Below are 23,888 nucleotides of genomic sequence, written 5' to 3' on the forward strand. Positions count from 1 at the left end.
CCCTTTTTCACCCCCCCCCCCCCCCCCCAAAAAAACCCCCCCTATTCGGGCGCCGTCTTTTTTTTTTAATCCGCGCGGGGGGGGCCCGGGCGGGGGTGCCCCCCCCCCACCACCCCGCGTCGCGTCCTTGGACGGACGCGTCAGGAACAGGGCTCCGTGACACCGCACCGCCTCGGTCTCCTCTCCGCCCTCCTCGCGATGGTGAAGTGCCGCGGTCTCAACGACCGGATCGTGTTCGACAAGCTGATCCAGGTGCGCCGGGTCGGCTGCTCGTGTCGACGGCGCGGGCCCGGGCCCGCGCCCGTACGCAACAACCGGCTCAGCCCTCTCCACGTCGCCTGCTCACGCTAATAGGCTCGCCGGATGGGACTCTTCAGCCGCCGCAAGGAAAGCAGCAACGGGACTCACAGACTGCTGCTCATGAAAGACGGACACGTGCAGCACGTGCCGACCTCCCTCTTCGGGATGGACCTCGTCCAGGAGGTGAGCCGCCTCCTGCAGTCCGAGCACATACGGTCGACCAAGATCGGTGACGCGCTGACTCTCTGGCACGCCGAGATCGCACCCGGCCGGGCTCATCCGGGTCCGCCCAACCCCGCTGCGAGCCAACTCGCGGCCGAGTACGGTTCGCCTCCGGTCACGGGCCCCGCCGTGGTCACCGGCGAGATGCTGTACGGGTCTCCCTATCCGCTGGACGCGGACAAGGCGGCAGAGATCGCGGCTCGACTGGGTGCATGACGTTCGGTGGCCGCGCCGCCCCGCTCGGGCTGCTGGGGTGGAAGGCTCAAGCCCCCCTGAGAGCAGCGCCCTTCGCGGTCAGCTACCACCTCTGCCGCCATCGTTGTCGTTCTTCCGACCGCCCACGCCTGCGGAGCTGATCCATGCCGCCAACGCGACGAGGAAGAGCACGACGATGATCGTCGGGAGCGCCGACACCTTGGTCCTCCTATGAGGTTCGTGACCGCCCCCGGCCCAAGTTCGCTGCCCGTATGGCGAATTGAAGAAACGGGGGCTCCGTTGCCTCCCACCAGAGGTGGCGGCACCCATGCGGCCCTGCCGCACCGCTCCGCGCGGCGCGACCGCGGGCACAATGCAGGCCATGACACACACCGCCCGCCGCATGTTCGAGCTCCTGGAGCCGATCTGCCTGGTCACCTTCTTCGCCGACGAGTGCAACGAGGAGCTGGCCGCGCTCGGCCACCGCACCTACTGGGACGGGTACTTCGCCAGCCGTGCCGCGCCGCTGGGGCGGGTGCCGGCCGAGGTCGTGCACGCGGCCTTCTACAGCTTCACCGACGGGGAGGTCGCGCGGCACATTCCGAGCGTGTGGGAGACCATCACGCCCGAGGCGTCCGTCGCCGCGCGGGAGCGGGGCAGCGCGGCTTCCCTGCGGCGGATCCTCGGCGGGAAGGTGGCCGCTTCCGCGGGCCTGGTGCGTGCCGCCGACCTGGCCGCCAAAGCCGCGACGAGCGCGCCCACAGAAGGCCGGATGATGTATGCCGGGATGCGCTCCCTTCCGGTGCCGAGCGACCCGGTGGCCCGGTTGTGGCATTGTGCGACCGTGCTCCGCGAGCACCGCTGTGACGGGCACGTCGCCGCTCTCGTCGGCGCACGCGTCGGCGGAACGGAGGCCCACGTGCTCAGCGCGCTGGAGCAGGGCATCCACCCGCCTGAGTCGTTCGGGCGCGTCCATCACCTGCCGAAGCAGCGGCTGGCCGCGGTCATGGAGGGCTTGCGCGAGCGCGGGCTCGTCGATGCCGAGAGCCGGTTCACCGACGCCGGCCGCGAGACCAGGCAACGCGTCGAAGCCCTCACCGACGAGCTCGCCGCCCCGCCGTACGACGTTCTGTCCCCCGCCGAGCTCGACGAGCTGGTCGCGAAGCTCGAACCCATCACTGCGAAGCTGGTGGCCGCAGGGTCGCGGTGACCAGCGGCGAGTGACGGGAGCCGTCCGCCGGCATCGGGTCAGTCAGGCTGCGGAGCGCTGGGTGAGCGGGCGGCGCCGCAAGGCGGTCTCGGTCAGCGATCGCGGAGGGAATGAGGCCGCTGGGTTGTACAGGTTCGTCCCGGGCGGCACGATCTCGTCGATCCGGTCCAGGACCGCGTCGTCCAGCGCGAGTTCGGCCCCCTGGAGCAGGCCTTCCAGCTGCTGCATGGTCCGCGGCCCGATGATCGCGGAAGTGACGGCTGGATGGGCCACGGTGAATGCCACGGCGAGCTGAGGGAGGGTGCAGCCGATGTCGGTCGCGAGTTCGATGAGCTTTTCGACGGCGTCCAGCTTGGCGGTGTTTTCGGCGATCTCCGGATCGAAGAATGCCGGCCGGAGCGCGGCACGGCCGGTTGCCAGATCGATCGGCTGGTCCTTGCGATGCTTGCCGGTGAGGAACCCGAAGGCCAGCGGGCTCCAGACCAGTACCCCCATTCCGTAGCGCTCGCAGACAGGCAGAAGCGAGGCTTCGATCCCGCGGGCCAGGATCGAGTAGGGCGGCTGGTCGGTGCGGAAGCGTCCGAGAGCGCGCCGCTCGGAGACATGGTGTGCCTCGACGATCTCGTCGGCCTGGTAGTTCGAGCAGCCGAAGGCGCGGATCTTGCCCTGGTGCACGAGGTCGGTGAGTACGGAGAGCGTCTCCTCGATGTCGGTGGAGTGGTCGGGGAGATGGACCTGGTAGAGGTCGATCCAGTCGGTGTTCAGACGGCCGAGGCTGTCCTCGACCGCCTTGAGGATCCAACGCCGCGAGTTTCCACCGCGGTTGCGTCCCTCACCCATGGGGAAGTGGACCTTTGTGGCGAGTACGACGTCGTCACGGCGCCCCCGCAGCGCCTTTCCCACGATCTCCTCCGACTCGCCCTGGCCATACATGTCGGCTGTGTCGACGAAGTTGATTCCCTGGTCGAGGGCGGCGTGGATGATGCGGGCGCAGTCGTCGTGATCGGGGTTGCAGCCGTCCTGGAACATCATGGTCCCGAGGCAGTGGACGCTGACCTCGATACCGGTTCTGCCGAGAGTGCGATATCGCATGGTGATGCCCCTTACTGGATCAACTCAATGCGCGGAGCGGCAGAAGAGCCGGTCGCACGGCAGACCCTAGGATCTAGACCCGGCTCTAGATCAACCCCCGTCACCAACCCCGCTAATCTGACCGGCATGGCTGAGATCACCACAAGTCTGAGCATCGGACAGGTCGCCGAACGCACCGGTTTGAGCGTTCACGCGTTGCGCTTCTACGAGCGCGAGGGCCTCTTCGTCAATCCTGTACGGCGCGGGCCCGGTGGGCGCCGTGTCTACAGCCAGGATGATGTCGACTGGCTGACCGTCTGCATCATTCTCCGCGCTTCAGGCATGCCCCTGCCCACGCTGAGCCGGTACGCGGACCTCGTGGGAGAGGGATCCGGCAACGAGGAGGAGCGACTCGCGCTCATGCGCGAACACCAGGAGAACGTCACCACCCAGATCGTCAGGCTCACCGAGTCCCTGGACCTGATCCGCTTCAAGGTCGGGGTGTACCAGGACCGCATCGGCCAAGGCAACGCCGCCACCCACGAGTGTCACACCCCGTCCCCTTCGGGCGGCTGAGAACCCACTGCACTGCCTCGCCACGCATCAGTGGTCGACGAGGAGCGGCATCGCAACACGGTGGCCCGCCACGGCTTCAACGGGGGCCTGAAGTCCCCCTGTATCAGAGGGCGGTCGGGACGTTATGGAAGTCGACCATGGTCCGGACGGGCGGGGGCAGCCAGTCCTCGGACCTCTGGCGGATCCGGGTGAGCCGCTCAAGCACTCCGGTGGGGCTGGGGCGTTGCGCCGGATCGTGCTTGAGGCAGCTGGTGATGACGTCGACGAGGGTGGACGGCAGTAGTTCGAGTGCCGACTCAAGGCTTTCACCCTCCGGGAACGGCACGGCACCGGCGGCGTGGCACAGCACCATCCCGTAGGCGTAGAGGTCACTGGCAGGGGTGGGCGCCGAGCCTGCCAGTTGCTCCGGAGCGAGGAACCCCTGTGTGCCCACGACGAAGTTGGTGCGGGTGAGCGAGGTGCTGTCGAAGGCCCGCGCGATGCCGAAGTCGATGACGCGTGGGCCTGTGGTGGAGACGATGATGTTGCTGGGCTTGAGGTCCCGGTGGATGATGCCGCAGGAGTGGATGCCTTCGAGCGCCTCGGCGATGCCCAGGGCGAGGGAGTTGAGCGTTCTCGGCGGCATCGCGCCGTGCTGTTTGAGGACGTCGTGCAGCGAAGGGCCGGGGATGTACTCGGTGACCAGCCAGGGGTTTTCGCTCTCCGCGTCCGCGTCGACCACGGCGGCCGTATGGAAGCCGCCCACCCGACGTGCCGCTTCGATCTCGCGGGCGAATCGCTTCCGGAACGTCGGGTCGGAGGCGAACTCGGTGTGGATGACCTTGACGGCGACCAGCCGCTCGCCCGGGGACCGGCCGAGGAACACCGTCCCCATCCCTCCCTGGCCCAGCCTCGCCGTCAGGTCGTAGCGGCCGATCCGGCGGGGATCCTCGTCCCGTAGCGGCTGGTGGGCGGCGCCGGGTGCGACCGGCGGCTCGGGCGACGAGCGTTGTCCCGGGACGGCTGCCTGCGCCTGCCCCTGCGCCGGCCCCTTGCTGCCGAGGATCGCTGCCACGTCCCTTTCCGTCTCCGCCTTCATCACCGCCTCCGCACGGACAGCCTCGGCGCGCAGAACGGCCGCTTGCTTATCCAAGTCTGCGCGCATCTGCTTCTCCATCGACTCCTCGAGGGACTTGGGCAGTTCGATCCTCTTGATCTCGACGCGGTTGACCTTGGCGCCCCAGTTGCCCGCGGCGTCGTCAAGGACCCCGCGCAGGGCGTCGCCGGTCTCCTGGCGGGTGGTGAGCACTCGCTCCACGTTCATCCCGCCGACGGTCTTGCGGAGAGTCGTGACAAGGAGTTGCTCGATGGCCTGGATGTAGCTGGTGACCTGGTACGTCGCCGCCCGGGCATCGGTCACCTGGCAGTAGACGACGGTTTCGACGCTGATGAGCAGGTTCTCCTGGGTGGTCACCGCGTACGGGGGGAACGTCACGATCTGTTCACGGCGGTCGAACCTGCTGCGGATGGAGTCGATGAACGGAAGAACGATGCGCACGCCCGGGCCGAGGGTGCGGCTGTACCGTCCGAGGCGCTCCACGACGGTGAAAGTGGACTCCGGGATCACGCGAATGGACCTGACCAGGGCCGCGACCACGAGCAGGCCCAGCACGATCAAGCCGATGGTCATCGCTTCCACGGTTGGCCCCCGCCCTCGACTGTCCCTGCGCCCATTCGAGCGCCACGGGACGGAGTCCGCCCCGGGACGGAGTCTCCCAGAATCTGCCGCACAGAGGCCATGAAGCGACGGAAGTGATCGACGGGAAGGCCGGTGGAACGGCCCGTTGGACGGGTCAGACGGCCGAGCCGATCGCCCGGGTGACGGCTGTGAATGCCGGTGTGGGGCGGCCGGGGAGGCGAGCCACCAGAACCCGGCGGAGTTCGCGAGGTGCTCCCTCCACCTGCAACAGGCTCACGCCGGGGGGCAGCACCGCCGACATGCGGACCGGCACCGTCGTGATGCCGAACCCACCGGCGACCAAGCGCAGTTTCGTCAGCCAGTCGCGTGCCGAGTGGACGATGCGCGGCCGTCCCGGCATGCCGGGCCACACTCCCAGCAGCGGCTCGGAGCTCGATGACGGGGTATCGATCCACGCCGCGTCGAGGAGCTCGTCGACATGCACCGCGGTGCGGCCGGCGAACACTCCGGTCGTCGAGACCGCCACGGCCAATTCGGTGTCCGCGACCGCTTCGGTGTACAGGCGTGGCGACTCGCCGTCCGTGGGCCGGTGCGGCGGACGGGAGGTCAGCACGGCCAGGTCGATGGAGCCCGCGCGCAGGGACCGGATCAGACCGGGTGTGGTGCCCTCGCTCGTCGTGACCGTGACCTGTGGGGCGGCAGCCGCGAGCTTCGTGAGCGCGGCGGGAAGGATCAACGCGCCCGCGCTCAGGAACACCCCGAGCCGCACCGGTTCGGTCTGCGGGAGGGTGCCGGCGATGTCGCGTTCGGCCGCCGCGACGGAGTCCAGGATCGTGCGGCCGTACCGCAGCAGGGTCAGTCCCGCAGGGGTGAGCCGCACCCCGTCCGGGCGGCGCTCGAACAGCGCGGCGCCCGCGCTCCGTTCGAGGGACGCGGCCTGGCGAGAGACCGCCGACTGCGTGTAGCCGAGGTCGACGGCCGCCGCGGTGAAGCTGCCAGACTCGGCGATCTGCTGCAGGATCCGCAGACCCGTACTGGAAATGTCCATGCTGCCTACGCATACCAGACATGCGAGATCTTCGCTTCCCGCATGGCTTTCGACTTCCTAGTCTCGATACCGACGTGACGATGAACCGATGTATCGATGAATCCGCCGGACACGGACGACCGAGGATGAACACGGAGGTACCCAGGTGCGAGCAGCAGTTCTGACGGAGTTCGGCGCCCCGCTCACGGTTCAGGAGGTGCCGGACCCGGTGGCGGGGCTCGGCGAGGTGGTGGTCGACGTGCTCGCCACCTGCGTTGCCCCGTACGCGGCCGAGGTCTTCAGCGGGGCGCGGAACTACCCTCTGGTCCCACCGGTCGTGCCCGGTACCGGCGGCCTGGGACGGGTCGCCCACATCGGCCCGGACGCCACCCGGCTGCGCGTCGGCGACCTGGTGTGGTGCGACCCGACCGTGCGCTCCCGGGACGACGCCCTGACGCCCGACATCACCTTGCAGGGCTGGAGTTCCCGCGGGGACGGCGGTGCCAGGCTCGCCCGGTACCTGCACGACGGGGCGTTCGCCGAGTCCATGAGGGTCCCGACGGAGAATGTCTTCCGCCTGCCCGCGACGGCGGAGGACGACGTGGCCCGCTGGGCCTCGCTCAGCGTGTACGTCATCGCTTACGGCGGTCTGCTGGCCGGCGGGCTCGCGGCCGGGGAGACACTGCTCGTCAGCGGGGCCACCGGGAATCTGGGCAGCAGCGCGGTCGCGCTCGCGCTCGCCATGGGGGCGGGCCGCGTGGTCGCGCCGGGACGGAACCGGGCGGCACTCGGACTCCTCACCGACCGGTTCGGCCCGCGGGTGCGCCCCGTCGTGCTGAGCGGGGAGGAGGCTGCCGACCGCGCGGCGATGTCCGCCGCGGCCGACGGCCCGGTCGACATGGTGATCGACCTGCTCCCGCCGAGCGCGCCCAGCTCGGCGGCGCGTGCGGCCGCGATGACCGTGCGCGAGTACGGCCGCGTCGTCCTCATGGGAGGTGTCGGCATGCTGGGAGGCGCCGACTTCGCGCTCCCGTACCCGTGGATCATGCGCAACTCGGTGACCGTGCGCGGGCAGTGGATGTACCCGCGCACCGCGAACGTCGGCATCATCCGGCTCCTCGCCTCGGGCGCACCGGACCTCGCGCACGAACGGAACCGGTCCTTCGCCCTCGACGACGTCAACAGCGCCGTCACGTATGCCGCCGCGCACGGCGGCCCGTTCGACCGCACCGTGCTCACCCCGTCCGCCGGCTGACCGGTCCGGTCGCCGCTCGCCGGCCGCCACAGGGGATGGACCAGGACCGCTGGAGCCCCGTACATCACCGCAATCACCGGGCCACGGCCACTGGAGCAGTGCAGGGCTCGTCAGACCCCGGGCGCCGCGTCGTACGTGGACCGGGCGGCCAGGACCTCGTCCATGTTCTCTTCCGCCCACGCCTTGATCGTCCGCATCACCGGCACCAGGCTCTCGCCGAGAGAGGTCAGGGCGTAGTCCACGCGGACCGGAACCGACGGAGTGACGGTCCGTGTGACGAGGCCGTCGCGTTCGAGGGTGCGCAGGCTCTGGGTGAGCATCTTCTGGCTGACGCTGACGAGGATCCGGGACAGTTCCGTGTAGCGCTGCGGTCCGTCCGCGAGGGCGTTGACGATCAGGCTGACCCACTTGTTGCTGATCCGGTCCAGGAGGTGCCGCGCGGGGCACTGCGCGAGGTAGGCGTCGTAGGCGGCATGGGCCTCGGATCGGGTCGTCGTCATGGCTCACCTTCGGGTGCGACAGGCACCTTGAAGTGCCCTCTTCCTTATGGAGAGTAGCTCTTCATAAGGTCGTGGACATCGACAGAGGCCAACGGAAGGAGTCGGGCATGCGCGCGGTCGTGGTGCGAACGGTGGGCGGGCCAGAGGCCCTGGACGTGGTGGACGTGCCGATGCCGGTGCCCGGCGCCGGGCAGGTGCGTATACGTGTCGAGGCGGCGGCCGTGAATCCGGTCGACCTCGCCACTCGGTCCGGGGACCTCGTCCGGGCCGGACTGATGGCACCCGGGGAGGTCATCGGCATGGGGTGGGATGTTGCCGGACGCATCGATGAAGTCGGCTCGGGGGTAACGGCGTTCGCGCCGGGTGACCCGGTGATCGGGGTGCGGGACAGACTCGATGTCCCGCTGGGCGCCTACGCCGAGTTCGTCGTACTGGACACCGGCGCGGTCGCGGCAGCCCCTTCCCGTCGGTCCGCCGTCGAGGCCGCGACGCTGCCGCTGAACGGACTCACGGCACTCCAGTCCCTGGACCTGCTCGATCCGGAGCCGGGTACGACTCTGCTGGTGACGGGTGCGGCGGGGGCTGTCGGCGGATACGCGGTGGAGCTTGCCGCCCTGCGCGGGCTGCGGGTGGTTGCGTATGCGGCGGCGGAGGACGAGGCGCTCGTCCGGGGCGCCGGAGCCCGGTGGTTCGTCCCGCGGCCGGCCGACCTCGCCGAGGCCGTCCGCGCCCTGGTACCCGGCGGGGTGGACGCGGCACTGGACGCGGCCGTGGTCGGGCTGCCCGCGCTGGGAGCCGTACGCAACCGCGGCGCGTTCGTCTCCGTCGTCGGCGGTGCCGCACCCGTCCCGCTGCGGGGAATCCGTGTGCGCGAGCAGTGGGTAGCGGCCGACAGCGATGCCCTCGCCCGGCTCTCCGGCCTCGCCGACACCGGCGGGCTCACCCTGCGCGTCGCCGACACCATGCCCCTCCATGAGGCGAGCCGGGCACACCGCCGACTGGCCGAGGGTGGCCTGCGCGGCCGACTGGTGCTCGTCCCCTGATCATCGCCGCACGGTCGCTGAAGCAACAGGCGACAACCCACACACCCCACTCCGTCCGGCATCTTGACGTGCCCCTGACCGAATGGGTTCCCGCCCGGTCGTGGAGCGGCGACACCGACCCGGTCCTCGACCTCACGATCGGCTTCGGCCCCACCCGGCTCAGCTCCTGGGGTGAGCGCGTCCTCCACGGCGCCGACGGCATCACCCAGACCTCCCACGAGGCCACCGCCCACGGCGGTGCCACGGGCGACGACACCGAGGCCCGACCGCTCCGGGCGCTCCGACCGCCTCCGCGGTGACGGACGCCTCCGCCGCCTGACGCGGATACCTGGCGTCGAGCCGTGGCGCCGCAGCGCCGATAGCAGGAGCGGCCGGTGAAGGGCGACCAACCGTCGCCCCTGGCCGGCCGGCGAGCATGCCCGTACCCGCATCCGCATATACGCCTGTGCCGTCGTCGCGCTCGTGCGGCATGATCTGGACCTGTCCGTCCGCCCCATGGAGATCCGGAGGCCGCCTTGACCTGGTCCGAACGCGTGGTGGTCCGGGACGGTGTCCGGCTCGTCTGCCGGGACTGGGGCGGCCCCGGGCGGCCCGTCATCCTGCTGCACGGACTGGCAGGTCACGCCGGTGAATGGGACACGGTCGCCCGGCCCCTGAGCCCCGGATTCCGGATCGTCGCGGTCGACCAACGCGGTCACGGCGCCGCCGAACGACGTCCGCGGGACGTATCCCGCGCCGCCTATGTCTCCGACGTCATCGCCGTGGCCGATCAGCTCGAACTGCGGCGGCCCGTCCTCGTCGGCCAGTCCCTGGGCGCCCACACCGCCATGCTCACCGCCGCCGCCCACCCCGAGTACGTACGCGCACTCGTCCTCGTCGAGGCAGGGCCGGGCATGGCCGACCCGAACACCCCGGAGAAGATCGGCAGTTGGCTGGACACCTGGCCGACACCGTTCCCCTCGCGCGGGGCTGCCGTCCGGTTCTTCGGCGGAGGACCGCTCGGCGAGGGCTGGGCGAGCGGACTGGAGGAGCGCGCCGACGGCTGGTGGCCTCGGTTCGACCGGGACGTCATGGTCGGATCTCTCACGGAGAACGCCAGGCGCCCCTTCTGGGACGAGTGGGGCGCCGTCGCCTGCCCGACCCTGCTCGTCCTGGGCCAGTCCGGCTTCGTCCCGCCGCAGGAGGCCGACGAGATGCTGCGCAGGCGCCCCGCCACCTCGGCCGTCAGCTTCCCCGGGACCGGCCATGACCTGCACCTGGAGCGCCCCGGGGTCTTGCACGCCCTGATCTCCGGGTTCCTGGACACAATCGGCTGAGGGAAGCTGACGGAATCCGAGGTGAGCTCCGAGGGGAGCACGGGATCAGCAGACGGCAGCAGGGCAGGCGGGGCCGGGCTCACGGCGGAACCGTCCCGCACCAGGTCTCCGCCCAGGCGGAGGCACCGTACTTGTTGGCCGCACGCACCGCGACACAGATCTCGTCACGGGAGAAGGGCCCCTTGATCGTGTAGCTGTTGCCGCTCGTGGAGTAGACGGTGTCGACGTTCTTCTTCGTGAAGTTGCTGCCCTTGTTGGTGTAGTGGATGTCGTATCGAGTCGCTCGGGACACCGATGACCAGCTCACTTTGAGGGGCATGTCGCACGCGCCGGCACAGGAGTTGGTGTAGACGATGTTGTAACCGGTCATCGCCGGCGGCCGGGAGCCGGTGGATCCGCCCGAACCCGATGAGCTTCCCCCGCTGCCGCCCGAGGACGAACCACCGGAACCGGACGAGCCGCCTGCCGTCGACGACCCCGAGGACGAGCCACCGGAAGCGGACGAGCCGCCCGTCTTCGATCCAGAGGAGCCCGAAGAGCCCGACGATCCCGTGGAACCGGACGCGGCGTCCCCCGAACCGGAGTCACTCCCACCGGACTTGTCCTTGTTCTTCCCGTCTCCCTGCTCCGTCGGCTTGCTCTTGCCGCCCCCACCGTCCTTGTCCTTCGCCTTCCCCTTCCCGGAAGGGGAACTACTCTGCTTGCCGGGCGAGTTACTGCCGGCAGAGGTCGGGCTCACGCTGCTGCTGGGCGACTGGGCGTGCACGCCGCCGCTGTCGTCGCTCCAGGGCTGGAGTACGGCCGCCGTGCCCCCTCCTGCTGCGAGAACGAACACGATAGGCAACGCGACGATCGTCCGGCGCCGACGGGGACGTTTGCCCTGCGCCGTCTCCGCGTCGGAGACGGCGCCCGCCGCCAGGACGACCACGTCCGACTCGGCCCCCGCGCGCAGACCGACGGTCGCCCGGTCCACGGGCTCCTCACGCAGTGGCTGCACCTCGGCGTCCAGCAGCTTGGCGGTCTGCCGGGCGATGTGCGTGAGTACGTCGGCGGGCAGCCAGGCCCGCCCGGCCGCCATCGGCCCGACCCGGTCGGGATCGGCCAGCAGTTCGTCCACACTCGGACGCTGCTCGACGTCCTTCGTCAGACAACGCGCGATGAGGGCCCGGAGAGCGGGATTCTCGACCGCCTCCAGCTGCGGCTCCTCCTGCACGATCCGGTACATGACGGCATGCTGGTTGTCGGCCCCCTGCCCGAAGGGCAGCTGCCCCGTCGCCGCGTACGTGAGCACGCAGCCGACGGTGAACACATCGCTCTTGGGGCCGGCGCTCTGCCCGCGCAACTGCTCCGGCGCCATGAAGCCGGGCGAGCCGACGATCATCCCCGTACTGGTCAGCAGCGACTCGACGGAGGCCTCCATGGCCCGGGCGATCCCGAAGTCGATGACCTTGGTCCCGTCCACGGTCAGCATGACGTTCGAGGGCTTCAGGTCACGGTGCACGATCCCCGCGTCGTGGATGTCCTTCAGGGCGTGCAGCAGCCCGTCGGCGAGGGTGTGCAGCGACGAGGCGGGCAACGGGCCGTGGCGCCGTACGACTTGCTCCAGCGAGAGGCCGGGCACATACCCGGTCGCCACCCATGGCGGGTCGTCGTCGGGCCCGGAGTCGAGCACCGGTGCGGTGTGCCGCTCGGCGACTCTCCCCGCCGCCTCGATCTCCCGCCGGAACCGCGCCCTGAACTGCTCGTCGGACACGTGTTCCTCGTGGACCACCTTCACGGCGACGGTGCGTCCGCTGTCCGACCGTGCGAGGAACACCCGCCCCATGCCTCCGGCACCGAGCCGGCCGAGCAGCAGGTACGGACCGATACGTGCCGGGTCGAAGGCGGCGAGCGGTTTGAGGCCCCCGTCGGCGTAGCTCTCCGGCTCGCTGCGACCGTCCCCGTTCGCACCGCTCATGCTGGTCTGCCTCCCCGAACTGATTTCCACTGTCCGTCAGTTGGCGGGCAGTGAGGTCAATGCCGTCGAGAATAGGGGCACTGATCGCCCCGCCGAAGCCGAGGACGCCCCGGGACGCCCGAACGGTTCTGCCGGGGGGGGCGGTCCGTCAGCCGGTGGCGGGAGGATGACGGCCGTGGGTGCGCCGTCGGTCTCAGAGCGAGGAGGTCGGGTTCACCTGTCGCTCGCCTCACCGAGCATTCCGCTCGCCCTGCCGGCGCTTCACATACTTCGACGAGACCACCGCGAGGGCGAGGGATGCGCAGCCGATCGCCAGGAGCACCAGTCGCATGGTGATGCCCTTTCCGGTGACGGCCCCTATGAATCCGGCCGGCGTTCCGCAACAGCCGAGGAAAAGTGGGCTGCTGAGGAGTCCTGAGTGCACCCGGCCGCGACTCAAGCCCCACGGCCGCTTCCCCTGCTTGCCAAACCTACGCCGTAGAAATTATCGTGCGGAGTGCAAACCTACGGCGTAAGTTTCAGGTCGCGGGCCGTTCGTCAGGGCTCCCCCACCGTGCGACCGAAAGGAATACCGGAATGGAGGAGGCACTCCAATGACCAGCACTCCGATGACGAAGACACGCCACGAGCGCCGGGCGATCGGCGCGATGCTCACCGGACTCGGGCTCACCGTCCTCGCGACGGTCCTCCCGTACGTCGACCGTGCCACCACCCATCTGCTGGCCGACCACATCCGGGCCGGCTACCCCACGTACACCCAGGCACGGGTCGAGTCGGCCGTCACCACCTATCTGGTCCTGCTGTCCGTCGTCGGAGCGCTCGGCGTCATCGCCTGGCTCTGGACGACCTGGGCCGTCAAGGCGGGCAAACGGTGGGCCCGTCCTGTCGCGACCGTGATGTTCGTGGTCGCGACAGGTGCCGGCCTGACCGGGCTGCTCACCACCGACACCTCCGGTGAGACCGGTCTGCCGCCGGCGCTCGGTTGGGCCGGAATGGCTCCCTGTGCGGCCGCACTCCTGGCGGTCACGCTTCTGTGGAGGAGGGAGAAGCAGTGAAGCGCATCGGCATCATCGGAGTGGGCGAGATCGGCCGGGCCATCGTGACGGGCCTGCGCGACGGGGACGACACGTCGCCAGAGGTCTTCCTCTCACCCCGGGGAGCCCGCACAGCAGCGGAGTTGTCCGCGCGCTACGAGGGCGTACAGGTCTGCGCCGACAACCAGGAGGTGGTGGACCGCTCGGAGGTGGTACTCATCGCCGTACGCCGTCAGGACCTGCCCGAAGCTCTGACGGACCTGCGGGTGGACGACGACACGATCGTGGTCAACGTGATGGCCGGCATCACCCACGACGAGCTGCGCCGGATCCTGGCCACCGACGCCCCGCTGATCCGGGCCATCCCCCTGCCCTCCGTACGCGAACGCCGCTCCGTCACCGTGACGTACCCGACGCACCCGGCGGTGGACCCCCTCTTCGAGCGACTGGGCGGGGTGCTACCGGTCGCGGACGAGGCCGCCTTCGACGTCTTCTCCGCACTGACAGGGACGTTGACCACCCATTACTCGTACCTCGCCACGCTCACGTCGTGGGCTGCCGATCAGGGCATCGCGTCCGAGGACGCCGACCGCTACATCCGTGGACTCTTCCAGGGGGTCGGCCGCGCCCTGAGCGACGAGACCCGTTCCCTGCACCAATTGGCCGCCGACCACGAGACACCGAACGGAAACAACGAACACATCCGCACCACATGGTTCGGCCCGGCCAACTCCGCAGCCCTCCACAAGGCCCTCGACGGCCTGCTCTCCGATCTCGGGCGGCCACCCGCCTAGTCGATGTCCATGAACTCGGGCGCGTCCGGGTCCGTCATGTCGAGGCTGGGGTCCCGTGCCCCCGGGGTGTCCGGGGCGTCCGCCATCTCCAGGTCCTGCGACGAGAACGGGTCGTCGCCCTCGGTCACTCCGGGCCCCGGGTCGTAGTTCGGGTTCGATGTGTAGCCGTGGTCCGTCCACGCTCCCTTGATGTACTTCGGGTCGACCCCACCGGGGAACGCGACCTCCTCCTGGTCGGGGTAGGGGGAATGGGACCCGTAGGTGGTGTTGACGTCGATCCCGCCGGTGGGCGTCCGGATGTCGTAGACGTACTTCGCACCCCAGCTGAAGGCGAGGGGAGCCGAGGTCGAGGTGGAGACGTAGATCGCGGGCTGGTTGGTCAGTACGTAGTTGTCCAGGTCCGCGTTATGGGTGTTCTTCGGTGCGAAACCCTCCTGGAAGATGACTGACGGGTCGCGGTTGTCCGAACGGAAGAGCGGCTCGTTCGTGGCGCGGTAGACCGCGTTGATCGCCAGCAGCCAACCCTCGGAATCCAGTTCACGCCGTACGGAGTCCAGGGCGGCGACGAGGTCGTGCCCCCGGCCCTCGTGACTTCCCCAGGGGCCGACCGCCCTGACCCGGTACGGCTCCTGATGCTCCTCCGGCACGCCGCGCGGAGCGGCCCTCCGCCTCCGGCACCCCGCGGCCCGGATTTGGATAGGGTGCCGTTCCTACATCAACGCTCTTCGGGGGAGATACAAGGTCATGAGCGGACAGCAGCCACACGGGGGCGGTAGCTCCCAGGTCTTTCAGCCACTCGGCACGGACGATCCGGCCACCATCGCCGGATACCGGCTGGCGGCCAAGCTCGGCGCGGGCGGCATGGGCAAGGTGTACCTGTCGTACACGCCCGGCGGGCGGCCCGTGGCCATCAAGGTGATCCGGCCCGAGTTCGGCGAAGACCCGGAATTCCGGCGCCGGTTCGCGCAGGAGGTGCAGTCCGCGCAGCGCGTGCAGGGGCTGTTCACCGCACCGGTCATCGATGCGGACACCAAGGGCGCACAGCCGTGGCTGGCCACCGCGTATGTCCCGGGCCCGTCGCTCGCCGACGCGGTCGTCGCGCACGGGGCGCTGCCGGTCGAGGCCGTTCTGCTGCTGATCGCCGGGATGGCCGAGGCGCTGCACGTGATTCACGGTGCGGGCATCGTGCACCGCGACCTCAAGCCGTCCAATGTGCTGCTCGCCGCGGACGGGCCGCGCGTCATCGACTTCGGTATCGCGTACGCGGCCGACGCGACGTCGCTCACCGGCAGCGGCGTCACCATCGGCACCCCGTCGTTCATGGCGCCGGAGCAGGCCGCCGGCAGCCGGGTCACTCCGGCCACGGACATCTTCGCCCTCGGGCAGGTCGCGGCGTACGCGGCCACGGGGACACCGGCGTTCGGCGAGGGGACCTCGCACGGCGTGCTCTACCGGATCGTGCACGAGGATCCCGACCTCACCGGTATCCCGGTACGGCTGACGGAGCTGGTCGGCCGGTGCCTGGCCAAGGACCCGGATGCCAGACCGTCGGTGGCCGAGGTCATCGCGCTCTGCCAGACCGCGAATGCGGAGACGGTGCTGCGCCGCCCCGAGGACTGGCTGCCGAGCCCGGTCGCCGCCGACATCACCGTACGGGCGGCGGCTCCGGCCCCTGCCCAGACCCCGCCGCCCCCGCCCACCGCCCCGGCTGTGGCCGCCAGCCCGTCCGTGGGCTACTCCCCCACCGCGCCGGCGGCCCCGAGCACGCCTCCCCCGGGGTTCGGCCCGGCTCCCACACCGCCGCCGGGCCAGTCGCCGCAGACCCCGTATCCCGCCCAGGCCCAGGCCGCGCATCCCACTCAGCCTGCTCAACCCGTTCAGAGTCCCCAGCAGTTCACCGGCGGGGGCCCGTCGCAGGCGCATGCCCCGACCCAGTTCCCCACCGGGTACGGGTATCCGGCTCAGGACCGGACATATCCCGGCCACGGCCTGCCGCAGGCCGCCGCCCAGCCGCCGCAGTCGCCCGGGCCCGCCAGGCGCAAGGGTGGCCGGGTGGCCGCCATCGCCATCGCCGCCGCACTGCTCTTCGGTGTCGCGGGCGGCGGAACGGCGTACTTCCTGCTCAAGGACGACGACAAGAAGACGCAGAGCGACGACTCGGCGAAGGACAAGAACACCCCCGCCGACAAGGGGAGTTCGTCGCCCGGCACGGATGAGGGCGGCGGTACGGGCGGCGGGGACGATCCGAAGCCTCCCGCCAAGGCGGACCCGGACCCGGCCGACTACAAGTCCATCAACCTCCCGGCCGGCTACCACCTGACGCTCGGGGACGAGGACGTGCACCCCCAGGACGGCGAGGACGGCGGATACGAACTGTCCTACGACACCGGCGGATACCTCGACGCGGAGAGCGAAGGCGGACGCCTCGTCCTGCTCGACCCCGGGCAGGACGGGTCGTTGGACACCTGCCGCTCGGAGACCCGGTTCACCACGAACATCTACGTGGACAAGCTCTCCAAGGGGCGGCAGATCTGCATCACCACGGGGACGGGGCATCTGGCCCTCCTGACGTACCAGGGCCACTCCCCCGAGGACTCGACCAGCGACTACATGACGATCGACGTGACCGTCTGGCGCAACGCGGTCGGCTGACCGCACAGTCGCGGTACGGCGACGACCGGGGCGGGACACCGCACAGTCGCGGTACGGCGACTGCCAGGCGCAGGTGCTCCCGGCAGTCGCCCTACCGCCCCGCCCCCTCTCACGGGGCCTGCGCACCCCCCAGGAGCGCGCGCTCCACGTGCGCCGTGACCACCCAGTTCGGCGCGTCCACGATCTCGGAGATCTTCAGGTCCGCCGCCACGCTCGCCAGCAGGTAGGCGTCCTGCGGGACGAGCCCCGTCCTGGCCGAGACCTCGTCGATCAGCGCGCGGACGGCGTCCTTCGCCGCCTCCGTCAGATCCGGGCCGATGCCCGTCGTGGCCAGGGCGGCGCCGGCCCGGGCGCTGACCGGATCCGTCTCGATGACCGGGGTGCGGGGCGCCGCGCCCTTGCGGACGTCCACCCGCAGCCGCGCGGTCGCCCGCGTCTCGATCCCCGTGCCGCAGACCTCGCCGTCCCCCATCGCGGCATGCGCGTCGCCCGCCGACAGCAGGGCGCCCTCGACCCCGACGGGCAGGATGAGCCGGGCGCCGGGGCCCAGGTGCCGGATGTCCATGTTGCCGCCCCAGCGGCGGGGCGGGATGACCGAGTGCGGTCCCGGCTCGGGCGGGGCGACGCCGATCGTCCCGATCATCGGCACCACCGGGATCCGCAGGCCGGGCAGGAGTTCGGCGTATCCGTCGGCGATGGCGGAGATCCGCAGGTGCGGGTCGGGGAAGTCCTCGGTGAGCAGCCCGAACCCGGGCAGGCAGGCCGTCCAGCCCCACTCCCCGACCTGTACGTCGAGGATGTCGACGACCAGCGCGTCCCCGGGCTCGGCACCGGTCACGTGGAGCGGTCCGGTGACGGGGTTGAGCGTGCCGAAGTCGAGCTCGTTGAGATTGGCGGAGGTCGAACCGGCGGTCAGCTGCCCGCCGCTCGCGTCCTGGAACTCCAGGACCGCCTCGTCACCGGGGAAGAGCGTGGCGACGGGCTTGACCGTCCGGTCCCAGGCGTGGTGCACCTGTCCGCGGTGGATGCTGAAGTCACTCATGAACGGTGGGGCCTCCAGGTCGAGTTCGGCTGAAGCGGTACGCGGTACACGTACGGAGCCGCGGCGGCTGCCGTCCGTACGGCACGGCCGATCCTGGCGCGGGGACCCCGGCTTGCACAACACGTCGGCTTCCACCACACGTCCGGTCCCGGCCCGTCCCGTCCCGTCCCGTCCCGTCCCGTCCCGTCCACGAGGGCCCGGCTCCGCGGGCCGCCGATATTCACGGGTGCGGCTCCGGCCCGGCATGTAGGTTGCGGGGATGTCTGCCTCACTCCGCCTCATACCGGTCACGTCCGACAACGTCGAGGAAGCCTGCTCGCTGAAGATCCGCCCGGACCAGGACGGGCTCGTGAAGCCGGTCTCCTGGTCACTGGCCCAGGCCTACGCCGCACCCGACACCGCGTGGCCCCGGCTGATCGTCGACGGTGAGCGGATCGTGGGCTTCGTCATGGCCTTCCTCGACGTGCGGTTCGCCCCCGGGCAGCCGGACGACCGGCTGCGTTCCGGACTCTGGCGGCTGAACATCGCCGCCGCACAACAGACGCGCGGATACGGGCGGTTCGCAGTGGAGGCGGTCAACGACGAGCTACGGCGACGCGGGCAGACACGTACGACCGTGTCGTACGTCCCCGGCGCGCACGGGCCCGAAGGGTTCTACCGCAAGCTCGGATTCCGGACGACCGGCGAGCTGAGCGGCGACCAGGTGGTGGCCGAGCTCGACCTGGCCGTGCGCCGGTAGAGCGCGGGGACGGGAATGAGCGGCCGCGGCTTCCGGGTTGTCCGAGCATGTCGACGACGCCACGTGTGATCCTGCTGCTGTCCGGAAGCCTGCGGTCCGGTTCCTCCAACGAGACGGCCCTGCGCACCGCTCAGGCCGTGGCGCCCCCGGGAGTACGCACCGTGCTCCACGAGAGCCCGGCCGCGCTCCCCCATTTCAACCCCGATGACGACGTCGAACCACTGCCGGAGCCGGTGGCCCGGCTGCGGGCGGCGATCGAGGCCGCCGATGGCCTGCTGATCTGTACGCCGGAGTACGCGGGGACCCTGCCGGGGGCGTTCAAGAACCTGCTGGACTGGACGGTCGGCGGGACGGAGATCTGCGACAAGCCCGTCGCCTGGGTCAACGCCGCCGCACCCGGTCGCGGCCAGGGCGCGGAGGCGACGCTGCGGACCGTGCTCGGCTACACGGGCGCGACAATCGTCGAGGCGGCCTGTGTACGGGTTCAGGTGGACCGGGAGGCGGTCGGGGCGGACGGGGTCATCACGGAGCCGGGGGTGCGGGAGCAGCTCGGAAAGGTGCTCACGGTGCTGGCGGAAGCGTCCGGGCAGACCTGCCCGGACTCCCCAGGGGGAACAGACGGGTGACCGCGGCCACGGCCACGGCTCCTGCGGGGCGGGCCTCGGGGTGCTGGTCCCGGTGGCGGTATCCGGCCAGCAACAGGCGGATGGACCGGGCGAGTTCGGCCGCCTCCGCCGGGGTGAGATGGACCACGGCGCTGAAGGACTCGTCCTGCTGCCACTCGGCCGGCGCCTGGTCGCGGTGGCTCAGCCAGTGCCGGTAGCTCTCGTCCTCCAGGCCGCGTGCGAGTGCCTCGAACTCCTGCGGCGCCTCCCGGCCCCGCTCGCGTTCCTGTCCGTGCCCCTGCTCGCGTTCCTGTTCTTGCCCACGCGTGTCCCCCTGCCGCCGGCCCGACTCCTGCGCGGACTCCCATCGGAGCCGCCACGGCCGGGCCCGGCCGCCGCTGCGGGGCACCTCCTCGATCAGTCCGTGCCGGGCGAGTTGGCGCAGATGGAAGGAACAGAGCCCGGAGCTGTGACCGAGGCGCGCGGCTGCCTGCGTGGACGTGACCGTGCCGGCCTCGGCGAGCAGGTCCAGCAGGGCCACGCGCACGGGATGGTCCGGGAGCGGTTGGCGGGCGCGCTGCGGCTGCGGGTCCGTGGCTGCGGCTTGACGCTTTTCATCGCTCATTTTGCAAAGGGTGCTACTTTGCAAAGCGTTTGGTCAAGCCGGCCGGAGCCGCCCGCCCCGGCCGACTCCGTTGTGCGCGGAAGGCGTTGATGCTCCATGTCTGTCGGGTTCGGTGACACCTCGCAGGACCGCCGGGTGCGCGTGCAGGGCGTACCCGTCGCGTCCTATCCCCGGCTCGCACCCGAGGTCGAACGGGGCGCGGTGCGCCGTATCACCGTCGTGGGGGAGGACGTGCTGCACCGCCCGTGCCGGGAGGTCACCGAGTTCGGCACGCCGGAGCTCGCGCGCCTGGTCGACGACATGTTCGCCACGAACCAGGTGGCCGAGGGCGCCGGGCTCGCCGCCAACCAGGTCGGTGTGGACCTGCAGTTGTTCATGTGGGACATCACCGACGAGTGGGGAGTGCGCCACGTCGGGCACATCGCCAATCCCGTCCTGGACGAGGTGCCGGCCGAACAGCGCAGGCTGGTCGAGGAGTCCGAGGGCTGTCTGTCCGTTCCCGGGCCCTACCGCATGGTGCCCCGCCTCGACCGTACGGTCGTACGCGGCCGGGACAAGGACGGCAGTCCGCTGGTGATCGAGGGCCGGGGCTACTTCGCCCGCTGCCTCCAGCACGAGACGGACCACCTGCGCGGCCGCCTCTACCTGGACCGGCTCGGCCATCGGGAACGCAGGACGGCTCTTCGCGAGATGGCCACCGCCAAGGAGGAGATGTTCGCCCGGCGGGCCGCGTCGGCCGCGAAGCTGGGCAAGTGACGTCGCGTCAGGGGCGTGTTCAGGGTTCCGAGATCGCAGGCCCCGGGAGCATCGGGCCCCCCGGGATCAGCGGTAGTCCTCCGGATGACCCTGCATCCAGGTGTTGATGCGGTCACGCGTGCCGATCAGATCCTTGAAGTGCTTCTCCAGGTTGGCCGTTGAGGTGTCACCGGCCAACCGGGTGCGCAGCGCGGCCGTCCACGCCAGAGGCTCCTTGAAGTGGCCGGGACCCTGCTGGTCCGCCTTCATCGAGGCGTCCAGCCCGGTCAGTTCCTCGTTCACCCGGCCCAGGAAGTAGGCACAGTCACCGGCGCCGGGAGTGCAGGTGTCGTCGAGGGTGGCCTGGAGGCCGGCGAAGGCGTCCCGCACCTCCTCGGGTCCGGGCGACGCTCTCTGCGCGTCGTCGCCGTCAGCCGCAGCCTCCTGCCCGCCGCCGTCCGCGCCCGCCGTCTCCGCGGCGACCTCGGTCGTACCGGCCCGGTCCGCCGACTCGTACACCGACGGTGCCACCTGCGGGACCTCGTCGCCGGGCCCGTGCGATTCGGTCGCCCTGGAGCAGCCCACCAGAGATGTCACCAGAGCGGCGGCCACCGCGAGTGCGGCAGCATGTCTTCGGGTGTGGATACGGGCGCGGATACGAACAGTCACAAGAGGCCCCCCTCATCGGATGGCCCAGACCATACCCTGACCGCTCAGCCGGTGATCAGCTTCTGGAGTGCGGGAGCGTAGAGGTCGGCGATGTGCTCCGGGGTGGCCAGGGCGCCTGCCCCCTCGCGGTGAAGGCTGAGGGTCGCGCCGAGGCCGAGGAGGTGTCCGGCCAGCAGCTCGGCGCGCAACGCGCGGTCCCGGCCGGTGAGCCGGTCGGTCAGGGCGTCGGTGACCTGTTCCTGGAAGCGGTCACGCAGCAGCGAGCGTTCGTCCTGGTTGCCCAGGGAGAACACCACGCGCAGGAGCGGGTCGGACTTCAGCTCGCGGCGGTGGGTCACCAGCGTGACGACCAGATGGCGGCCCAGCAGGCCGAGTGGGGCGTCGAGGAGCTCCGCCGCGGCCGGGCCGAAGTCGGCCACCGTGTTGAAGAGTTCCTCCTTGCGGCCGAAGTGCTTGACCACGAGAGCCGGGCTCACGCCCGCGTCCGCCGCGATCCGGCGGATCGTCACCTCGGCGTACGGGCGCTGGGTGAACGCCCGCCGCGCCGCGCGCAGGATCGCCTCCCGGCCGGTGCCCGCCTCCGCGGACCCGGTGGCCGGTGCGATGGCCTGGCCGCCGGTCATGCGCCCTCCTGGATCCGTGCCGTCCGCGCACCGCCCTCGCGGATGCCCGGGGCCTTGCGGCCTTCCCCGACCGTACCCGCCCCGGCACGCTTCGGGCCCGGCAGGAACAGCGTCACGGTCAGCGCCGCGAGCGCCGCGCCTGCCGCGATCACGAAGACCAACTGGTACGCGTGGAGGGTCGGAGCCGTACGACCCCCTGCCTGGAAAGTGATGTTGGCCAGGACGGCGGCCACCGTGGCGCTGCAGAAGGCCTGTCCGATCGACCGCATGAGGGTGTTCAGACCGTTGGCCGCCCCGGTCTCACTGACCGGGACTCCGCGCATCACGAGGGCGGGCAGGGCCGAGTACGCGATGGCCGTGCCCGAGGCGACGACCGTGGCACCGGCGATGATCAGCCAGAGGCTGTGGCTGGTGAAGTAGCGCACGCCGTAGCCGACGGCGATGATCCCGGCGGCCAGCGCCAGGCTGACCTTCGGGCCGTGCTTGGCGGATATCCGCGCCGACACGGGCGAGAGCGCCACCATCGCCACACCACCCGGCAGCAGGCAGAGACCGCTGACGACGAGGGACGCACCGAGCCCGTACCCCGTCGCCTTCGGCTCCTGCACCATCTGGGCGGTGACCAGCGAGTTCGCGTAGAACGCGAAGCCGATCAGCAGCGCCGCGACGTTGGTGAGCAGCACGGCGGGGCGGGCGGAGACCCGCAGGTCGACCATGGGCGTCGTGACGCGGAGCTCGTACGCGCCCCAGAGCAGCGCCACCACGACGGCGGTCCCGAGCAGGCCGACCGTCCGCACCGATCCCCAGCCCCAGTCGGCGCCCTGGGTGACCGCGAGCAGCAGGCAGACGAGCGCGGCGGACAGGCCGAGCGCACCGACCACGTCGAAGCGGCCACGGCTGCGCACCGGGGACTCCGGCACACAGCGCAACACCAGCGCGATGTCGATGAGCCCGATCACACCGGAGACCCAGAACATGGTGTGCCAGTCGAAGTTCTCCACGACGACCGCGGCGATCGGCAGACCGACGGCCGCCCCGATCCCGAGGGTGGAGCTCATCAGCGCGACGGCCGACAGGACCCGCTCGGGCGGCAGTTCGTCGCGCAGGATGCTGATGCCCAGCGGTACGACGGCGATCGCCGCGCCCTGCAGGGCACGGCCGGTGATCAGCACCCCGATGTGGGAGCTGACCGCGCACAGCACCGAACCCACCACCAGCACCGCCAGCGAGGCGACCATCACCCGCCGCTTGCCGTACATGTCGCCGACCCGGCCGAGGACCGGGGTGAAGACCGCGCCGGTGAGGAGCGTGACCGTGACCAGCCAACTCGCGGCGGCGGGGGTGGCGCCGGTCAGCTCGGGGATGTGCGGCAGCAGCGGGACGACGATCGTCTGCATGACCGCGACCACGACACCGCAGAACGCCAGCACGCCGACCGCGAAGCGGGGGTGCGGGGCCTGGACGGCTGGGGTCGCGGATGCGGGATCGGCTGGGACCGGTATGTCCGCTGGCATGGTTCTCCGTACGGTGCTCGGCGTCATGGGGGTGTACGTGCGTTCACCCCCAGGGTAAACGCACGTACACCCCCTCGGCGACGGGGCGTCCGCAGACCGCGTTAGCCTCGCATCCGGGAGCCGGACCGGGACGCGGTACCGGACCACGGACGAGAACAGGCGGAGGTGGCTGCGATGGCGAGGATTCCGGCAGCGGCGGTGGCGGCGGGCGGACTGGTCGGCGGCTACGCCGTCGCACGGTGGACCAGGAAGCGGCCGCTGGGCGGCGTCGCCCTCGCCGCCGCGGGCACGGCGGCGGCGTACGAGTGGAACCGTCAGGCCGGTCCGCGTGCCGCCGTCGGGCTGACCACCGCGTATGTCGCCGCCTTCGCCGGGTCGCACCCGCTGGCCAAGCGGATCGGTGCGTGGCCGGCGGTCTTCACCGTGGCGGGCACGGTGGCCGCGGCGTCCTGGGCGGTCACGCGGCGCGCGGCCTGAGCGGTGCGCTCCGGGGGGCGCGGGTGCGG

The 23,888-nt window shown here is 70.8% G+C and carries 25 protein-coding genes and 1 pseudogene; 15 read left to right on the top strand and 11 right to left on the bottom strand.

Features of this window, described 5'->3' with window-relative positions; all coding sequences use genetic code 11:
• Positions 1–156: 156 nt before the first annotated feature.
• The 3 genes from ACFVW8_RS20135 to ACFVW8_RS20145 all read left to right on the top strand — a co-directional run bounded on the left by ACFVW8_RS20135 (position 157) and on the right by ACFVW8_RS20145 (position 1,927).
• A complete protein-coding gene (locus ACFVW8_RS20135) occupies positions 157–351 on the top strand; it encodes a hypothetical protein (RefSeq protein ID WP_389691804.1) in 195 nt (64 codons plus the stop codon).
• A gap of 69 nt (positions 352–420) precedes the next feature.
• Positions 421–738 carry a hypothetical protein gene (locus tag ACFVW8_RS20140; protein WP_389691806.1) on the top strand — a complete coding sequence of 106 codons (318 nt, stop codon included), beginning with the start codon at positions 421–423 and terminating at the stop codon, positions 736–738.
• A 361-nt stretch (positions 739–1,099) separates the two neighbouring features.
• Positions 1,100–1,927 (top strand): MarR family transcriptional regulator, encoded by an 828-nt coding sequence (locus ACFVW8_RS20145; protein ID WP_389691808.1) that lies wholly within the window; start codon positions 1,100–1,102, stop codon positions 1,925–1,927.
• Positions 1,928–1,969: 42 nt separating this feature from the next.
• Here the strand turns inward: ACFVW8_RS20145 and ACFVW8_RS20150 are convergent, their stop codons facing one another.
• Positions 1,970–3,019, bottom strand: coding sequence for an aldo/keto reductase (locus ACFVW8_RS20150; protein WP_389691810.1), 1,050 nt, complete (start codon positions 3,017–3,019; stop codon positions 1,970–1,972).
• A gap of 126 nt (positions 3,020–3,145) precedes the next feature.
• Between ACFVW8_RS20150 and ACFVW8_RS20155 the strand changes: the two genes are divergently transcribed.
• Complete coding sequence (locus ACFVW8_RS20155) at positions 3,146–3,574, top strand: MerR family transcriptional regulator (protein ID WP_389691812.1); 429 nt, start codon at positions 3,146–3,148, stop codon at positions 3,572–3,574.
• A gap of 103 nt (positions 3,575–3,677) precedes the next feature.
• On the opposite strand, the gene ACFVW8_RS20160 is transcribed toward ACFVW8_RS20155, so the two are convergent.
• Entirely contained in the window at positions 3,678–5,243 is a 1,566-nt protein-coding gene (locus tag ACFVW8_RS20160; protein WP_389691814.1) for an SPFH domain-containing protein, read from the bottom strand.
• A gap of 163 nt (positions 5,244–5,406) precedes the next feature.
• Positions 5,407–6,300 (bottom strand): LysR family transcriptional regulator, encoded by an 894-nt coding sequence (locus ACFVW8_RS20165; RefSeq protein WP_389691816.1) that lies wholly within the window; start codon positions 6,298–6,300, stop codon positions 5,407–5,409.
• A 145-nt stretch (positions 6,301–6,445) separates the two neighbouring features.
• Between ACFVW8_RS20165 and ACFVW8_RS20170 the strand changes: the two genes are divergently transcribed.
• A complete protein-coding gene (locus tag ACFVW8_RS20170) occupies positions 6,446–7,534 on the top strand; it encodes an alcohol dehydrogenase catalytic domain-containing protein (RefSeq protein WP_389691818.1) in 1,089 nt (362 codons plus the stop codon).
• Positions 7,535–7,644: 110 nt separating this feature from the next.
• Here ACFVW8_RS20170 and ACFVW8_RS20175 read toward each other — a convergent pair whose 3' ends face one another.
• On the bottom strand, positions 7,645–8,034 hold the full coding sequence (locus tag ACFVW8_RS20175) for a winged helix-turn-helix transcriptional regulator (RefSeq protein WP_389691820.1): 390 nt from the start codon (positions 8,032–8,034) through the stop codon (positions 7,645–7,647).
• Positions 8,035–8,141: 107 nt separating this feature from the next.
• Here ACFVW8_RS20175 and ACFVW8_RS20180 point away from each other — a divergent pair, with 107 nt between their 5' ends.
• The 3 genes and pseudogenes from ACFVW8_RS20180 (at position 8,142) to ACFVW8_RS20190 (ending at position 10,393) form a co-directional block, all read left to right on the top strand.
• The gene (locus ACFVW8_RS20180; RefSeq protein WP_389691822.1) at positions 8,142–9,077 is read left to right on the top strand and encodes an NADP-dependent oxidoreductase; all 936 of its coding nucleotides are present in this window, start codon (positions 8,142–8,144) and stop codon (positions 9,075–9,077) included.
• A gap of 92 nt (positions 9,078–9,169) precedes the next feature.
• Positions 9,170–9,390, top strand: a pseudogene (locus tag ACFVW8_RS20185) (beta-mannosidase); the annotation flags it as partial.
• 202 nt (positions 9,391–9,592) lie between these two features.
• Positions 9,593–10,393: an alpha/beta fold hydrolase gene (locus ACFVW8_RS20190; RefSeq protein WP_389691824.1), complete on the top strand. Its 801-nt coding sequence runs from the start codon at positions 9,593–9,595 to the stop codon at positions 10,391–10,393.
• Between the two features lie 79 nt (positions 10,394–10,472).
• On the opposite strand, the gene ACFVW8_RS20195 is transcribed toward ACFVW8_RS20190, so the two are convergent.
• Positions 10,473–12,350 (bottom strand): serine/threonine-protein kinase, encoded by a 1,878-nt coding sequence (locus ACFVW8_RS20195; protein WP_389691826.1) that lies wholly within the window; start codon positions 12,348–12,350, stop codon positions 10,473–10,475.
• 593 nt (positions 12,351–12,943) lie between these two features.
• Here ACFVW8_RS20195 and ACFVW8_RS20200 point away from each other — a divergent pair.
• Both ACFVW8_RS20200 and ACFVW8_RS20205 read left to right on the top strand, forming a co-directional pair.
• A complete protein-coding gene (locus ACFVW8_RS20200) occupies positions 12,944–13,405 on the top strand; it encodes a hypothetical protein (RefSeq protein WP_389691828.1) in 462 nt (153 codons plus the stop codon).
• Positions 13,402–14,178 (top strand): NAD(P)-binding domain-containing protein, encoded by a 777-nt coding sequence (locus tag ACFVW8_RS20205; protein WP_389691830.1) that lies wholly within the window; start codon positions 13,402–13,404, stop codon positions 14,176–14,178. Before ACFVW8_RS20200 ends, ACFVW8_RS20205 begins: the two co-directional genes overlap by 4 nt.
• Here the strand turns inward: ACFVW8_RS20205 and ACFVW8_RS20210 are convergent.
• Entirely contained in the window at positions 14,175–14,825 is a 651-nt protein-coding gene (locus ACFVW8_RS20210; protein WP_389691832.1) for an enterotoxin A family protein, read from the bottom strand. The genes ACFVW8_RS20205 and ACFVW8_RS20210 overlap by 4 nt on opposite strands.
• Positions 14,826–14,922: 97 nt before the next feature.
• Between ACFVW8_RS20210 and ACFVW8_RS20215 the strand changes: the two genes are divergently transcribed.
• Positions 14,923–16,830 carry a protein kinase gene (locus ACFVW8_RS20215; protein WP_389691834.1) on the top strand — a complete coding sequence of 636 codons (1,908 nt, stop codon included), beginning with the start codon at positions 14,923–14,925 and terminating at the stop codon, positions 16,828–16,830.
• A gap of 109 nt (positions 16,831–16,939) precedes the next feature.
• Here ACFVW8_RS20215 and ACFVW8_RS20220 read toward each other — a convergent pair whose 3' ends face one another.
• On the bottom strand, positions 16,940–17,872 hold the full coding sequence (locus ACFVW8_RS20220; protein WP_389691836.1) for an acetamidase/formamidase family protein: 933 nt from the start codon (positions 17,870–17,872) through the stop codon (positions 16,940–16,942).
• Positions 17,873–18,131: 259 nt separating this feature from the next.
• On the opposite strand from ACFVW8_RS20220, the gene ACFVW8_RS20225 reads away from it, so the two are divergent.
• Positions 18,132–18,611: a GNAT family N-acetyltransferase gene (locus ACFVW8_RS20225; RefSeq protein WP_389691838.1), complete on the top strand. Its 480-nt coding sequence runs from the start codon at positions 18,132–18,134 to the stop codon at positions 18,609–18,611.
• Between the two features lie 47 nt (positions 18,612–18,658).
• Complete coding sequence (locus tag ACFVW8_RS20230) at positions 18,659–19,237, top strand: NADPH-dependent FMN reductase (protein ID WP_389691840.1); 579 nt, start codon at positions 18,659–18,661, stop codon at positions 19,235–19,237.
• Here the strand turns inward: ACFVW8_RS20230 and ACFVW8_RS20235 are convergent.
• Complete coding sequence (locus ACFVW8_RS20235) at positions 19,173–19,841, bottom strand: helix-turn-helix domain-containing protein (protein WP_389691842.1); 669 nt, start codon at positions 19,839–19,841, stop codon at positions 19,173–19,175. The two genes, ACFVW8_RS20230 and ACFVW8_RS20235, sit on opposite strands and share 65 nt — an antisense overlap.
• Positions 19,842–19,937: 96 nt before the next feature.
• Here ACFVW8_RS20235 and def point away from each other — a divergent pair, with 96 nt between their 5' ends.
• Positions 19,938–20,597 carry a peptide deformylase gene (def, locus tag ACFVW8_RS20240; RefSeq protein ID WP_389691844.1) on the top strand — a complete coding sequence of 220 codons (660 nt, stop codon included), beginning with the start codon at positions 19,938–19,940 and terminating at the stop codon, positions 20,595–20,597.
• 66 nt (positions 20,598–20,663) lie between these two features.
• On the opposite strand, the gene ACFVW8_RS20245 is transcribed toward def, so the two are convergent.
• The 3 genes from ACFVW8_RS20245 to ACFVW8_RS20255 are packed head-to-tail and all read right to left on the bottom strand — an operon-like array spanning position 20,664 to position 23,382.
• Positions 20,664–21,245: a hypothetical protein gene (locus ACFVW8_RS20245; protein ID WP_389691846.1), complete on the bottom strand. Its 582-nt coding sequence runs from the start codon at positions 21,243–21,245 to the stop codon at positions 20,664–20,666.
• A gap of 44 nt (positions 21,246–21,289) precedes the next feature.
• A complete protein-coding gene (locus tag ACFVW8_RS20250) occupies positions 21,290–21,868 on the bottom strand; it encodes a TetR family transcriptional regulator (RefSeq protein ID WP_389691848.1) in 579 nt (192 codons plus the stop codon).
• Positions 21,865–23,382 carry an MFS transporter gene (locus tag ACFVW8_RS20255; protein WP_389691850.1) on the bottom strand — a complete coding sequence of 506 codons (1,518 nt, stop codon included), beginning with the start codon at positions 23,380–23,382 and terminating at the stop codon, positions 21,865–21,867. Before ACFVW8_RS20255 ends, ACFVW8_RS20250 begins: the two co-directional genes overlap by 4 nt.
• A 174-nt stretch (positions 23,383–23,556) precedes the next feature.
• Between ACFVW8_RS20255 and ACFVW8_RS20260 the strand changes: the two genes are divergently transcribed.
• Positions 23,557–23,859, top strand: coding sequence for a hypothetical protein (locus ACFVW8_RS20260; protein WP_389691852.1), 303 nt, complete (start codon positions 23,557–23,559; stop codon positions 23,857–23,859).
• Positions 23,860–23,888: the final 29 nt, after the last annotated feature.

The sequence above is a fragment of the Streptomyces sp. NPDC058221 genome (assembly GCF_042882365.1).
Lineage (GTDB): Bacteria > Actinomycetota > Actinomycetes > Streptomycetales > Streptomycetaceae > Streptomyces.

Coding starts and splice junctions, on each gene's coding strand:
- ACFVW8_RS20140 (WP_389691806.1), top strand. CDS start 421: ATGAAAGACGGACACGTGCAGCACGTGCCGACCTCCCTCTTCGGGATG.
- ACFVW8_RS20145 (WP_389691808.1), top strand. CDS start 1,100: ATGACACACACCGCCCGCCGCATGTTCGAGCTCCTGGAGCCGATCTGC.
- ACFVW8_RS20150 (WP_389691810.1), bottom strand. CDS start 3,019: ATGCGATATCGCACTCTCGGCAGAACCGGTATCGAGGTCAGCGTCCAC.
- ACFVW8_RS20155 (WP_389691812.1), top strand. CDS start 3,146: ATGGCTGAGATCACCACAAGTCTGAGCATCGGACAGGTCGCCGAACGC.
- ACFVW8_RS20160 (WP_389691814.1), bottom strand. CDS start 5,243: ATGACCATCGGCTTGATCGTGCTGGGCCTGCTCGTGGTCGCGGCCCTG.
- ACFVW8_RS20165 (WP_389691816.1), bottom strand. CDS start 6,300: ATGGACATTTCCAGTACGGGTCTGCGGATCCTGCAGCAGATCGCCGAG.
- ACFVW8_RS20175 (WP_389691820.1), bottom strand. CDS start 8,034: ATGACGACGACCCGATCCGAGGCCCATGCCGCCTACGACGCCTACCTC.
- ACFVW8_RS20180 (WP_389691822.1), top strand. CDS start 8,142: ATGCGCGCGGTCGTGGTGCGAACGGTGGGCGGGCCAGAGGCCCTGGAC.
- ACFVW8_RS20195 (WP_389691826.1), bottom strand. CDS start 12,350: ATGAGCGGTGCGAACGGGGACGGTCGCAGCGAGCCGGAGAGCTACGCC.
- ACFVW8_RS20200 (WP_389691828.1), top strand. CDS start 12,944: ATGACCAGCACTCCGATGACGAAGACACGCCACGAGCGCCGGGCGATC.
- ACFVW8_RS20215 (WP_389691834.1), top strand. CDS start 14,923: ATGAGCGGACAGCAGCCACACGGGGGCGGTAGCTCCCAGGTCTTTCAG.
- ACFVW8_RS20220 (WP_389691836.1), bottom strand. CDS start 17,872: ATGAGTGACTTCAGCATCCACCGCGGACAGGTGCACCACGCCTGGGAC.
- ACFVW8_RS20225 (WP_389691838.1), top strand. CDS start 18,132: ATGTCTGCCTCACTCCGCCTCATACCGGTCACGTCCGACAACGTCGAG.
- ACFVW8_RS20230 (WP_389691840.1), top strand. CDS start 18,659: ATGTCGACGACGCCACGTGTGATCCTGCTGCTGTCCGGAAGCCTGCGG.
- ACFVW8_RS20235 (WP_389691842.1), bottom strand. CDS start 19,841: ATGAGCGATGAAAAGCGTCAAGCCGCAGCCACGGACCCGCAGCCGCAG.
- def (WP_389691844.1), top strand. CDS start 19,938: ATGTCTGTCGGGTTCGGTGACACCTCGCAGGACCGCCGGGTGCGCGTG.
- ACFVW8_RS20250 (WP_389691848.1), bottom strand. CDS start 21,868: ATGACCGGCGGCCAGGCCATCGCACCGGCCACCGGGTCCGCGGAGGCG.
- ACFVW8_RS20255 (WP_389691850.1), bottom strand. CDS start 23,382: ATGCCAGCGGACATACCGGTCCCAGCCGATCCCGCATCCGCGACCCCA.
- ACFVW8_RS20260 (WP_389691852.1), top strand. CDS start 23,557: ATGGCGAGGATTCCGGCAGCGGCGGTGGCGGCGGGCGGACTGGTCGGC.